This is a genomic window from Mesorhizobium sp. M1328 (assembly GCF_040318075.1).
Lineage (GTDB): Bacteria > Pseudomonadota > Alphaproteobacteria > Rhizobiales > Rhizobiaceae > Mesorhizobium.
In genome coordinates this window covers 50,056-62,595 of sequence record NZ_JAMYLO010000020.1, presented here as the reverse complement: position 1 = coordinate 62,595, position 12,540 = coordinate 50,056, and the positions used below count along the sequence as shown (strand labels likewise).

Annotated in this window: 11 protein-coding genes; 8 read left to right on the top strand and 3 right to left on the bottom strand. The window is 64.0% G+C overall.

All coding sequences use genetic code 11. The features are described from left to right. Positions 1 to 112 precede the first annotated feature (112 nt). A complete protein-coding gene (locus NKH23_RS27230; RefSeq protein ID WP_352719293.1) occupies positions 113 to 1,033 on the top strand; it encodes a DMT family transporter in 921 nt (306 codons plus the stop codon). Here the strand turns inward: NKH23_RS27230 and NKH23_RS27225 are convergent. Continuing rightward, a complete protein-coding gene (locus tag NKH23_RS27225; RefSeq protein WP_352915852.1) occupies positions 1,030 to 1,932 on the bottom strand; it encodes a phosphotransferase in 903 nt (300 codons plus the stop codon). The two genes, NKH23_RS27230 and NKH23_RS27225, sit on opposite strands and share 4 nt — an antisense overlap. Before the next feature lie 103 nt (positions 1,933 to 2,035). On the opposite strand from NKH23_RS27225, the gene NKH23_RS27220 reads away from it, so the two are divergent. Then, positions 2,036 to 2,668: a class I SAM-dependent DNA methyltransferase gene (locus tag NKH23_RS27220; protein ID WP_352915849.1), complete on the top strand. Its 633-nt coding sequence runs from the start codon at positions 2,036 to 2,038 to the stop codon at positions 2,666 to 2,668. A gap of 18 nt (positions 2,669 to 2,686) precedes the next feature. Here NKH23_RS27220 and NKH23_RS27215 read toward each other — a convergent pair whose 3' ends face one another. Next, positions 2,687 to 5,140, bottom strand: coding sequence for a GcvT family protein (locus tag NKH23_RS27215; protein WP_353035773.1), 2,454 nt, complete (start codon positions 5,138 to 5,140; stop codon positions 2,687 to 2,689). Continuing rightward, positions 5,137 to 6,021, bottom strand: a complete 885-nt coding sequence (locus NKH23_RS27210) for a phosphotransferase (protein WP_352719331.1) — start codon at positions 6,019 to 6,021, stop codon at positions 5,137 to 5,139. Before NKH23_RS27210 ends, NKH23_RS27215 begins: the two co-directional genes overlap by 4 nt. Before the next feature lie 434 nt (positions 6,022 to 6,455). On the opposite strand from NKH23_RS27210, the gene NKH23_RS27205 reads away from it, so the two are divergent. The 6 genes from NKH23_RS27205 (at position 6,456) to NKH23_RS27180 (ending at position 12,540) form a co-directional block, all read left to right on the top strand. Continuing rightward, a complete protein-coding gene (locus NKH23_RS27205) occupies positions 6,456 to 7,232 on the top strand; it encodes a DeoR/GlpR family DNA-binding transcription regulator (protein ID WP_352915847.1) in 777 nt (258 codons plus the stop codon). A 67-nt stretch (positions 7,233 to 7,299) separates the two neighbouring features. After that, positions 7,300 to 8,226 carry a LysR family transcriptional regulator gene (locus NKH23_RS27200; protein WP_352719288.1) on the top strand — a complete coding sequence of 309 codons (927 nt, stop codon included), beginning with the start codon at positions 7,300 to 7,302 and terminating at the stop codon, positions 8,224 to 8,226. Positions 8,227 to 8,427: 201 nt separating this feature from the next. Next, the gene (locus NKH23_RS27195) at positions 8,428 to 9,582 is read left to right on the top strand and encodes an ABC transporter substrate-binding protein (protein ID WP_352719287.1); all 1,155 of its coding nucleotides are present in this window, start codon (positions 8,428 to 8,430) and stop codon (positions 9,580 to 9,582) included. Positions 9,583 to 9,771: 189 nt separating this feature from the next. Further along, positions 9,772 to 10,770, top strand: coding sequence for an ABC transporter ATP-binding protein (locus NKH23_RS27190; RefSeq protein ID WP_352719286.1), 999 nt, complete (start codon positions 9,772 to 9,774; stop codon positions 10,768 to 10,770). 14 nt (positions 10,771 to 10,784) lie between these two features. After that, positions 10,785 to 11,735, top strand: coding sequence for an ABC transporter permease (locus NKH23_RS27185; RefSeq protein ID WP_352719330.1), 951 nt, complete (start codon positions 10,785 to 10,787; stop codon positions 11,733 to 11,735). Continuing rightward, positions 11,725 to 12,540, top strand: a complete 816-nt coding sequence (locus NKH23_RS27180; RefSeq protein ID WP_352719285.1) for an ABC transporter permease — start codon at positions 11,725 to 11,727, stop codon at positions 12,538 to 12,540. Before NKH23_RS27185 ends, NKH23_RS27180 begins: the two co-directional genes overlap by 11 nt.

The window sequence follows — 12,540 nt, the reverse complement described above, 5'->3', positions numbered from 1 at the left end:
CAGCCGATTTCCGGCGCTGGTCTTACCGAATTCTTGATTTCCGCCTCGTCACGGCCACCGCTTGCGACTACGACGCGGGTCACCGTATCCACGGCAAGGAACCGGTAACGGAATGGCGCAGCCCGCAGCCCAGAACTCAACGATCAGGAACGTGCTGCTGGCCGGTATCCTGCTGATGCTCGCCGGCGATTTCCTGTTTGCGCTGAACGACGCGATGGGCAAGTGGCTGGTCGCCAGTTTTTCCGTAGGCCAGGTCGTGCTGATCCGCTCGATCGGCGCTTTTTTCATACTCGGGCCGATGATTGCACATCAGGGTGCGGCCAAGCTGTTTCGTATGGAGCGGCCGGAGCTGCAGCTGCTGCGCGTGGTGATGACGACGCTCGACACGGCGCTGTTCTACGCGGCGGTCGTCTATCTGCCGCTCGCCGATGTGATGAGCTTCTACATGGCCGGGCCGATCTATGTGGCGGCGCTGTCGCACTTTTTGCTCGGCGAAAGGGTCGGCTGGCGCCGCTGGGCGGCGATCCTGGTCGGTTTCTGCGGCGTGCTGATCATGCTGAAGCCGTCTTCGGCCGCGTTCTCGCTGTCCTCGATGTTCGCGCTCGCCGGCAGCATTTCCTTTGCCTTCGCCATCATCCTCAATCGGCGCCTGCGCGGCACCAGCGACACGGCGCTTGTGACCTGGCAGACCATCGGCACGCTGCTGGTCGGCGCTGCGTTGACCATCGGCACCTGGAAGACGCCGTCCTCGCTCGATTTCGGCGCCATGCTGCTTCTCGGTATCGTCTCCTGCGGCGCGCATCTGATGATCACCAGGGCGTTGAAGCTGGCGCCGGCCTCGACCTTGGCGCCGCTGCATTACAGCCTGCTATTGTGGGCAGTGGTCTTCGGCCTCGCCTTCTTCGGCGATGTGCCTGGGCCGCGCATCCTGATCGGCTCGGCCATCGTCGTGCTGGCCGGCCTGTTCATCTTCCACCGCCAGAAGGTGGTCGACACCGTGCCGCCAGAAAACGTGCCGAAGGGTGTGAATTAACCCCGGCGCACCGCTGCGAGATGCCGCGAAAATTCCGGCGTCTCCATCAGCGTCTTGCAGCGCGCAAACCGGCCGTCGGCATAGGCGCGAAAGTCGTCGGCCGGATTTTTGTTGGCAAGCTGGATCAAGCCCCACAGCGTCCACAACAGGTCGCACATCGCCTTGTAGATGACGATGCGGCCGCGCTCTGCCGGTCTCGGCTCGCCGCCGAAATAGGTCAGCATCATTTCCTCCTCCTGCGCGGCGTCGAATTGCCCTTCGACCGAGAGGTCCCCGAGATCCCAGAGCGGATCGTTCATCCCGGAATATTCCCAGTCGACGATCCACATCCTGTCGCCCGTGTCGAGAAAGTTTTCGCATAGCGGGTCGCAGTGGCAGGCGACGAGCGGCAAAGGATGAGCGGCAAGTGCCGAGCGCACTGCCTCCGCCTCGCGGACCACATCGTGATAGCCGGAAGGCAGAGCGACATCCTTGGTCGACAGCACCTGCAGATAGTCGTCGATCATCGCAAACAGCTCGAAGCGGAAGGGGAACACCGCGCGGGATGTGTGCAGCTTGCGAAAGGCCTTGCCGGCGCGTGCCGGGCTGCCCGGTCGGGTCTTGAACTTTTCCGGCGACATCGTCTCGGCGCCGGCAACGAAGCGGGTCACCAGCACGCCGGTCTCGGCATCGACATGCAGCACTTCCGGGCTGACGCCGGCCTTCGCCGCCTCCCGCGCCGCCACTGCCTCGTTGGCGCGGTTGATGTATTCCTCGGTACCCTTGCCGGGAATGCGCAGGCAGAAATCTTTCCCCCTGAAGACGAGGTTGGTGAGGCCACCGAGCCGTTCCAGCGGACCGTCATAGCCGGCCAGCATCGGAATGGCCGCAAGTGCGGCGCGTGCCTGGTCATCCGCCATGGCTTTCGCTCCTTTCCCCGTGTTATTGCGACGACGACGGTTCCACAGTTTTCGCCGTTTGGCTATGATCGCGTTGCGGATCGATACCAGGCGACGGAAAGCGATGACGGATAGCAAACAGCAGAGCGCGCTCGCCGCAGCCTATGCGGCGAAGCGACCGGAAGACGTCGCGGCGCTCTACGACAGCTGGGCAGGCACTTATGACGCCGACATGTCGGCGGCCGGCTATCGCCATCCGACCATCTGCCTTGCCTTGCTGGCCCGCCATCTGCCGCGCGGCGCGGCACCTCTGCTCGATGCCGGCGCCGGCACCGGGCTCATCGGCGAATGGCTTGCCATCACCGGTTATCCGCAGGTCGAGGCCCTCGACATCTCGGAAGGCATGCTGGCGCAAGCTGCGCGCAAAGGCGTCTATTCGGCGCTGCACTGCCTGGCGCTTGGCGGACCGCTGCCTTTCGTGGACGATGCCTACGTCGGGATCATCTCAGCCGGCGTCTTCACGTCCGGCCATGTCGGGGCCGAGGGTCTGGACGAGCTGATCCGCATCTGCCGGCCGGGCGGGGTGATCGTGCTGACGGTAAAGAACACACTGTGGGATGCCGGGTTTGCCGCCCGGATCGCCGAGCTCGAGGCGCAAGGCACCGTCACCCGCGCCGAGGAGACGCCGCCCTATGTCTCGATGCCGGGCGAGGCCGATACGGTGCCGAGCCGGGGGCTGGTGCTCATCGTGAACTGAGGCTGAAACCGGAAGGCTCTAGGCCTTCACCTTTGCCCCCGTCGGATCGTAAAGTGGCTCGAGGTGGATCTTAGCCGGCGTCCGTTCCATTGCCACCACCAGCTCGTAATCGCCGGAGGTGAGGAAATCATCGCTGACGCCATCGGCATTGCGCACATAGCCGTAACCGATGTTCGTGCCGATGGTGTAGCCATAGCCGCCGCTGGTGAGATAACCGACCGCCTCGCCGTTGCGCAGGATGGTCTCGCGCCCGAGCAGGACGACATCCGGATCCTCGACAGTGAAGCCGGCAAAACGTTTCCTGAGCGTGGAGCCATCGAGCTTTTCAAGCGCCCGCCGGCCGAGGAAATCGGTGTTCTTCCTGAGCTTCACCGCCCAGCCGAGGCCGGCCTCCTGCGGCGTGTCGTTGGGTGTGATGTCGGCGCCCCAGGCGCGGTAGCCTTTTTCCAGCCGCAGCGCTTCCAGCGCCCGGTAGCCGACCGGGCGGATGTCGTGGACAGCGCCCGCCGCCATCAGCGCGTCGAAAACCTCGCCCGTCGCCGCGATCGGCGCATGCAGTTCCCAGCCGAGCTCGCCGACATAGGTGACGCGCAGCGCCCGGACGGCGTGGCCGGCAATGGCGATCTCGCGAACATGGCCGAACGGAAAGGCGGCGTTCGAGACGTCGGCATCGGTCACCGCTGACAGCACGTCGCGGGCACGCGGCCCCATCAGCGACAATGTGCCGAAATCCTCGGTGACGTCGGTCAGCGTCACGTCGAACTCTCTGCCGATATGATCGGCAATCCAGGAGAAATCATGCGTGCGGAAACCGGTGCCGGTGACGATGTAGAATTTCTCCTCACCGAGCCTCGCCACGGTCAAATCGGCCTCGATGCCGCCGCGCGTGTTGAGGAGCTGCGTGTAGGTCAGCCGGCCGACCGGCTTGGCGACGTCGTTGGCGCAGATCCAGTCCAGCGCCTTCAGCGCGTCCACTCCGGTCATTTCGTATTTGGCAAACGACGATTGGTCGAAAATGCCGATCTTTTCGCGTACATGGCGATGCTCGTCGCCGACGGATGAAAACCAGTTCTGCCGGCCCATCGAATAGACGTCCTTCGGCTCGACGCCCTCCGGCGCGAACCAGTTCGGTCGCTCCCAGCCGAGCTTCGAGCCGAACACGGCGCGATGTTTTTGCAGCCGCTCGTATAGAGGCGAGACGATGCGCGGCCGGCCGGTGAGATATTCCTCATGCGGGAAGCCGATCATGTAGTGCTTGCCGTAGGCTTCCAGCGTGCGGTCGCCGACCCATTGCCTGTCGCGGTGCAGATCGGAGAAGCGGCGGATGTCGACCACCCACAAATCAAGCGGCGCCTCGCCGTCGACGACCCATTGCGCTAGCACCCAGCCGGCGCCGCCGCCGGACGCGATGCCGAAGGCATTGAAGCCGGCGCCGACGAACATATTGGGGCATTCCGGCGCCACGCCGAGGATGAAATTGCCGTCCGGCGTAAAGCTCTCCGGCCCGTTGATCATCTGCTTGACGCCGACGTTGGCGAGCGCCGGGACACGCTCTATCGCCTGGCTCATATGCTGCTCGAAATGATCGTAATCATCGTCGAACAGCCGGAACTCCCAATCCTCCGGCACATCGCCGCCCGGCAGACCGGTCGTCCAGGCCTGCGGGTTCGGCTCGTAGCCGCCCATCGCCAGCCCGCCGACTTCCTCCTTGAAATAGGTGCGGCGATCGGGGTCGCGAATTGTCGGCGAGTCGGTCGCTAAGCCGTCGATCCTCTCGGTGATGATGTACTGGTGCTTCACCGGCTGCAGCGGCACGTTGATGCCAGCCAGCGCACCCACCTGCCGCGCCCATTGCCCGGCGCAGTTCACCACCTTGTCGCAGGCGATATCGCCCTTGCTGGTCTTCACCGCGGTGATGCGGCCGTCTCTCATCTCGAAGCCGGTGACCCGCACCTCCTCGAACAATTTTGCGCCGTGCATGCGCGCGCCCTTGGCCAGCGACTGGGTGATGTCGGAAGGGCTTGCCTGACCGTCGGTCGGCAGCCAGGACGCGCCAACGAGGTCGCCGGTTTCCAGCAGCGGCCACATTTCCTTGATCTCGCCCGGCGACAGCAAATGCATATCCATGCCGAAGCTCTTTGCCGTCGTTGCCAGCCGCTTATACTCGGTCCAGCGGTCGGCATTGGTGGCTAGCCGCAGGCAGCCGGTCATCTTCCAGCCGGTGGCGAGGCCGGTTTCGGCTTCCAGCCCCTTGTAGAGATCGACCGAATATTTGAGCACGCGCGTAATCGACGCCGACGAGCGCAGCTGGCCGACCAGCCCGGCAGCATGCCAGGTCGAGCCCGAGGTCAGTTTGCCCTGTTCGAGCAGCACGATTTCGGCCTTGTGGTCGCGCGCCAGATGATAGGCCGTCGAACAGCCGATGATGCCACCGCCGATGACGACGATCTCGGCCTGGGCGGGCAGGGTCATGTCCGCGTCCCGTATTTTGTCCTGTAGTTCTCCAGGGCGGTTTCGAGCCGCGCCAGGTTTTCGTCGGCGTAGGCGGCGTAGTCGATGCCGGGCGCGTCGAGGTAGAGCTCGGAAACCATGCCCCACATCGCCTCGCGCAGCAGCGACGCGCATTGCATGGCGGCGTGCGAGCGCCGTATTGCCGGGTCCGGCTCCTTCATGAAATAGGCGGTCATGAAGGCGAAGGATTCCTCGTCGCTCATGCCGGCATTCGAAGCCGCGCCGGCAAGGTCGAACATCGCCGTGTTGAACCCGGCATATTCGAAATCGATGAGCCAAAGCCTGTGACCGTCGTCGATTATATTAGCCGGCAAAAGGTCGTTGTGGCCGAAGACGATCGGCAGCAGTTTTTGCGCGCGCTCGAGCTCGTCCGCCAGCGTCAAAAGGCGTGGCAATTCGCTCAGCTTGCGGCTGCCGCCTTCCTCCAGCGTGCGCGCATAGTCGCGAATGACGTGGAATACCCAGAACATGAAGCCGGCGCCGGAGACATGACTGGGCATTTCCCGGTGGAAGCCGCGCAGCAACGCGGCGACGCGGCCGAGATCGGCGCGCACGTCTTGCGCGACATAGGCCTTGGCGCCGAGATACTCCGTCACCATGACGCCGGGTCCGGTGTAGTGGACGGCCGGAGCGAAGCCTGCCGCGTGCGCTGCCCGCGCGGTCATCATCTCGCGCTCGCGAAAGACATGGTGGAACGGATAGTCCTGGCCGATGCGCACGACATGCCGCCCGGCCGCGTCCTTGACCAGATAATTGGCATTGCTCAGCCCGCCCGGCAGCGGCGCAATGTCGATGCTGCCGGTCCAGCAAGGCAGCGCGCGGATGCGGTCTTCGACAGTCACGATCTCGTCCAACATTGGGTCAATTTTCCACGCATGTCACGGCTGGCCAGCGATGACAATCGGACCGAGGAATGGAGGCAACGCGAAGATCTCGTCGGTGCAGATCTCGGGATCGGTATCCCGCACCGCACCGACGAGCCCCTTTGTGCCGGGTTCTTCGACGCCGGCATCCGCCCCCGCGGATCCTGAATTTCGGCACCCTTGCACCCGACAGTTTCCCGGGCGTTCGGGCAGGCGATTTTTCGTGCGGCTCAGCCCCGTCCTCCGTTCCGAGCCTGTCACAGCGATAATGTCGCGCCACGCTGGAGACGTTGTCAACGCGAAATTGTGGTGTTTTCTGGTTTTTCGCCCGAATTTTGCTAAATTCCTTGGAGTTAGTGGCATTTATGCCGTAGAAACGGTCAACAGTGCAACAATCCGACCGGATGGAACCGATGGTCCACTCGAAGCGGCATGGCGAAATCCTGCGCCTCCTCAAGGAGGAAGGCACTGTCACCATTGCCAGCCTGGCCGACCGGCTGGGCGTCTCGCTGGAGACGGTACGCCGCGACGTCAAGCCACTGACCAACGACGGTTCCATCCTCAAGATGCACGGCGCCGTCGGCCTGCCGTCGATTGCCGGCGAAGCGCCGTTCGAGCGGCGCATGCGCGAGAACGCCGACGCCAAGCGGGCAATAGCGCGCATGGTCGCCGCCACCATCCGCGACGGCGAATCGATCATGCTCGACACCGGCACCACCACCTCTTTCCTGGCCCGGGAACTGCTCGGCCACCGGCGGCTGACGGTCGTCACCAACTCCTCCGACATCGCCCGCACACTGGCCACCGTCAACGGCAACAAGGTCTATATGGCCGGCGGCGAGCTGCGCAGCGATTCCGGTGCTGCCTTCGGCGTCTCGGCCATCGAATTCGTCAGCCGCTTTTCCGTCAGCCATGCGGTGATATCGACCGGTGCGGTCGATGCCGTCACCGGCGTCATGGACTATGATTTGGAAGAGGCCGAGTTCGCCCGCATGGTGCTGTCGCGGGGCCAGCGTTCGCTTGTCGTCACCGACCACAGCAAATTCGGCCGCCAGGGTCTGGTTCAGGTCTGCGGATTCGACGGCTTTTCCGAACTCGCCACCGACCGGCCGCCACCGCACGACATCGCCGCTGCCCTTGCCCAGGCCGGCGCGCGGCTCAGCATTGCCGATGGCGGGAGCGAGGGCTGAGTTCTATCGGCAGATCGGCACCAGCATCCCACTTCCCAGCGCCGCCTCTGCCGTGTTTAGTCCAGCCATGGCTTTCACCATCCGCCAATTGCAGTTCTTCATCGCCGTCGCCGAGCAGGGCACGGTATCGGGCGCCGCCCAGAACCTGTCGATCTCGCAATCCTCGGTCACCGAGGCGATCAAGGAGCTGGAGCACGATCTCGGCGTCGAGTTGTTCGAGCGCCACCCGCGCGGACTGAACATCACCCACAAGGGCCATCAGTTCCTGCGCCATGCGAGGAAGATCCTCGCCGACGTTTCCGATGCGCGCCGCGCCTTCTTCGGCGAACAGATCGCGGCAAGCGGGCGGCTGCAACTTGGCGTCACCTCGCTGGTCGCCGGCTATGTGCTGTCCGATCTTCTTGCCCGCTACCGCCGCGCCTATCCCGGTGTCGAGGTCTCGGCGATCGAGGACAATGGCGACTATCTCGAGCACCTGTTGATCGGCGGCAAGCTCGACATTGCCGTCATGGTCACCTCGAACCTGCGCGACCGCACGGCACTGCAGTCCGAAATCCTCGAAGTCTCGGCTTACCGGCTGTGGCTGCCGCTCGGCCATCCCTTGGCCGGCGCCGACATTATCGGCATCGGTGACATCGCCTCGGAACCGCTGATCATGCTGACCGTCGACGAGATCGAGGAGAACACCGGAAAGCTGCTGACGGCGATCGGCGCCAAGCCGCATGTCGCCTTCCGCACCCGCTCGGTCGAAGCGGTGCGCAGCCTCGTCGCCACCGGCGCCGGCGTGGCGCTGCTGCCCGACCTCGTCTACCGGCCATGGTCGCTGGAAGGCGATCGCATCGAATCGCGCGATATTTCGGGGTCGTTGCCGGTCGTCCAGGTCGGCATGGTCTGGCGGCGCGGCTCCAGTCTGCCGCAGGCGGCGCGCGACTTCATCGGGCTTGCCCAGTCGCAGCGCATGGTGCGCCAACGGCCCGAGAAGATCGGCCGCTGACGTATCGGAAAAACCGATATCGGCTTTCTGATAAATGAATTTGCGAAACCGGAAATTTCGCAGCACTTTTCGGTCAGGGAACAAAGCTGCCGCCGGAGCACGGCCCTTCAGAGCCGCGCATCCAACGTTTTTGAACGGGCGCATGATCTTCTTCCGAAAACCGAAACCGGTTTCGGGGTCATGCAAAATGGGAGATCGACGATGAATTCATTGCTGAAATCATGCACTGCCTTGACGGTCGCGCTGACCTTCTCCGGCCAGGCCATCGCCCAGGTCAAGGAGCTCGGCAAGAGTGAAGGCGAGGTCAATATCGTCGCCTGGCCCGGCTATATCGAGCGCGGCGAAACCGACAAAGGCTACGATTGGGTCACTTCGTTCGAGAAGGAGACCGGCTGCAAGGTCAACGTCAAGACCGCCAACACCTCCGACGAGATGGTCTCGTTGATGAACGAAGGCGGTTTCGACCTTGTCACCGCCTCGGGGGACGCCTCGCTGCGCCTGGTTGCCGGCAAGCGCGTCCAGCCGATCAACACCGACCTCATACCGAGCTGGAAGACGGTCGACGACCGGCTGAAGGATGCGCCCTGGTTCACCGTCGGCGGTGTCCATTACGGCGTCCCCTATCAGTGGGGGCCGAACGTGCTGATGTACAACACCGAAGTGTTCAAGGAGGCACCGAAGAGCTGGAACATCGTGTTCGAGGAAATGAAGCTGCCCGACGGCAAGTCGAACAAGGGCCGCGTCCAGGCCTATGACGGGCCGATCCACATCGCCGACGCCGCCAATTACCTGATGGCTCACAAGCCGGAGCTCGGCATCAAGGATCCGTACGAACTGACCGAGGACCAGTACAAGGCCGCGCTCGACCTGCTGCGGGTCCAGCGTACACTGGTCGGACGCTATTGGCATGACGCCGCCATCCAGGTTGACGATTTCCAGAACGAAGGCGTCGTCGCCTCCGGTTCTTGGCCCTACCAAGTCAACACGCTGATCGCGGCCAAGAAGCCGGTCGCCTCGACCATCCCCGAGGAGGGCGTTACCGGCTGGGCCGATACCACGATGATGGAGGCCGATGCTGCCCACCCGAACTGCGCCTACATGTGGATGGAGCATTCGCTGTCGCCGAAAGTGCAGGGCGACGTCTCCGCCTGGTTCGGGTCGCTGCCGGTGGTGCCCGCCGCCTGCAAGGGCAACGAACTGCTCGGTGAAGAAGGATGCAAGACCAACGGCTACGACAATTTCGACAAGATCAAGTTCTGGAAGACGCCGGTCTCGAAATGCGCCACCCAGAACGACCAGTGCGTGCCCTATTACCGCTGGGTGTCGGACTATATCGGCGTCATCGGCGGGCGGTGAGTTCGCCTCACCTACGAAGCTCGGCGCTGCCCCTCACCCTTACCCTCTCCCCGTGAAGAACGGGGGGTCGCCAGCGTTGGAGCGCCTCCCTTCTCCCCGTCCACTATACGGGGAGAAGGTGCCGGCAGGCGGATGAGGGGCGGCGCAACTGCCTGAAATTTAATGAGCCTGACAGATCAGGACAGCCCCATGACCTCCGCCGTTTCCTTCCAAAACGTCTCCCGCCATTTCGGCAGCGTGCGTGCCGTCGACGCGGTCGATCTCGACATCGTGCCGGGCGAGTTCTTCGCCATGCTCGGGCCTTCCGGCTCGGGCAAGACGACGTGCCTGCGCCTCATCGCCGGGTTCGAGCAGCCGACGGCTGGGTCGATCTCGATCTTCGGCGAACGCGCCGAGGGCGTGCCGCCCTATCGCCGCAACGTCAACACCGTGTTCCAGGATTATGCGCTGTTCCCGCATCTCAACGTGCTCGACAACGTCGCCTATGGGCTGATGGTCAAGGGCGTCGGCAGACCGGAGCGGCAAAAGGCGGCGGAAGAAGCGCTGTCGCTGGTGCGGCTTCCCGGCTACGGGGCCCGTCGCCCTGGCCAGCTTTCCGGCGGCCAGCGCCAGCGCGTCGCGCTCGCCCGTGCGCTGGTCAACCAGCCCAAGGTGCTGTTGCTCGACGAGCCGCTCGGCGCGCTCGACCTCAAGTTGCGCGAAAACATGCAGGAGGAGTTGAAATCGCTGCAGAAGGCGCTCGGCATCACCTTCGTGTTCGTCACCCACGACCAGGGCGAAGCGCTGTCGATGGCCGACCGCGTCGCCGTCTTCAACGACGGCAAGATCATGCAGATCGGCACGCCGGAAGACATCTACCAGCGCCCCAAGACCCGCTTCGTCGCCGATTTTGTTGGCTCGTCCAACGTGCTGCCACCGGACTTCGTCCAGCGCTATGCCGGCCAGCATCGCTGGGGCAGCCTGCGGCCCGAATCCATCCGCATTGGCAGGGCGGCCAAGGGCGAAGGCGTTGCCGCCCGCCTGGTCTCGACCAATTATCTCGGCGCCACGACAAGACTGGCGCTCGATGCAGAGGGCTTGCGGCTACATGCCATCGTGCCGGCGGGTGCTGCCTTGCCCCGGGAAGGCGAGGCGGTGGTGCTCACCTTCAACCGCGAGCATTTGCATTTGATGGATGAGCTGGGATGAGCCTTGACGCTGCCATGCCGCGGGCCACGGCCCCCGCCATCCTGCCGGGCAGCGGCGGCGTACGCGGCGCGCTCTCCGACATCTTCTGGCGCCGGCCGCAACTGCTGCTTCTGCTCATGCTGCTGCCGCCGGTTCTGTGGCTCGGCATCGTCTATATCGGCTCGCTGTTCGCGCTGCTTTTGCAGAGCTTCTTCTCGATCGATGAATTCTCCGGCCTGATCAACCGCGAGTTCACGCTGAAGACTTATGGCGATCTGCTGCAGGCCGCTAATCTCGACATCATCCTGCGCACGGTGACGATGGCGGCGCTGGTGACGCTCGCGTCGGCGGTCATCGCCTTTCCCATCGCCTATTACGCGGCGCGCTATCCGCGTGGCCGTTGGAAGGCGTTGTTTTATCTCGGCGTCATGCTGCCGCTGTGGTCGAGCTACCTGGTCAAGATCTATGCCTGGAAGCTGATCCTCGCCAAGGAAGGCATCCTGACGTGGCTGCTGGCCAAATTGCATCTTCTGTGGCTGCTTGATGCCTGGCTATCGCTGCCGATCGTCGGCGGCAACTCGCTGTCGGTCTCCTCAACCGGCACCTTCATCGTCTTCGTCTATGTCTGGCTGCCCTTCATGATCCTGCCGGTACAGGCCGCACTCGAGCGCGTGCCGGGCAATTTGGTCGAGGCCTCGTCCGATCTCGGAGCCTCGCCCGGCCAGACCTTTCGCAACGTGCTGTTCCCGCTGGCGCTGCCCGGCATCGTCGCCGGCTCGATCTTCACCTTCTCGCTGACGCTCGGCGACTACATCATCCCGCAGATCATCGGCACCTCGCGGCTGTTCATCGGGCAGGCCGTCTATTCGCAGCAAGGCACCGCCGGCAACATCCCGCTCGCCGCCGCCTTTACCGTGGTGCCCATTGTCATCATGGGCTTCTACCTCTGGGGCGCCAAGCGCATGGGGGCTTTCGATGCGCTCTGACCGTGGCCCATCCGCGCCGATCAGCCTGAAGCTCGCTGCCACCGGCGGCCTGCTTTTCCTGCATTTGCCGATCCTGCTGATCTTCGTCTATGCCTTCACCACCGAGGAGAAGAGCTTCGTCTGGCCGCCGCCGGGCCTGACGACGCAATGGTTCGCCATCACCTGGAACCGGCCCGACGTCTGGCAGGCGCTATCGCTGTCTGTACGGGTCGCGGCGATCTCGACCGCCATCGCGCTCGTCCTCGGCACGCTGTGCGCCGCCGCCGTGTCCCGCACAAAATTCTTCGGCCGCGAAACCATCTCGCTGCTGGTCATCCTACCGATCGCGTTGCCCGGCATCATCACCGGCATTGCGCTGCGCTCGGCCTTCGCGCTGGCCGAAATCCCGTTCTCGTTCTGGACGATCGTGCTCGGCCACGCCACCTTCTGCGTGGTCGTCGTCTACAACAATGCGGTCGCCCGTTTCCGCCGCACGTCCGGCTCGATGATCGAGGCGTCGATGGACCTCGGCGCCGACGGTTTCCAGACCTTTCGGCATGTCGTGCTGCCCAACATCGCAACCGCGCTGCTGGCCGGCGGCATGCTTGCCTTTGCGCTGTCCTTCGACGAGGTCATCGTCACCACCTTCACCGCCGGCCAACAGCAAACGGTGCCGATCTGGATGCTCGAAGAGTTGATCCGTCCGCGCCAGCGTCCGGTCACCAATGTCGTGGCAATGGTCGTGGTGCTGGTGACGCTGCTTCCCATCCTCGCTGCCTATTACCTGACCCGCGACGGCGACCAGATCGCCGGTTCGGGCAAATGA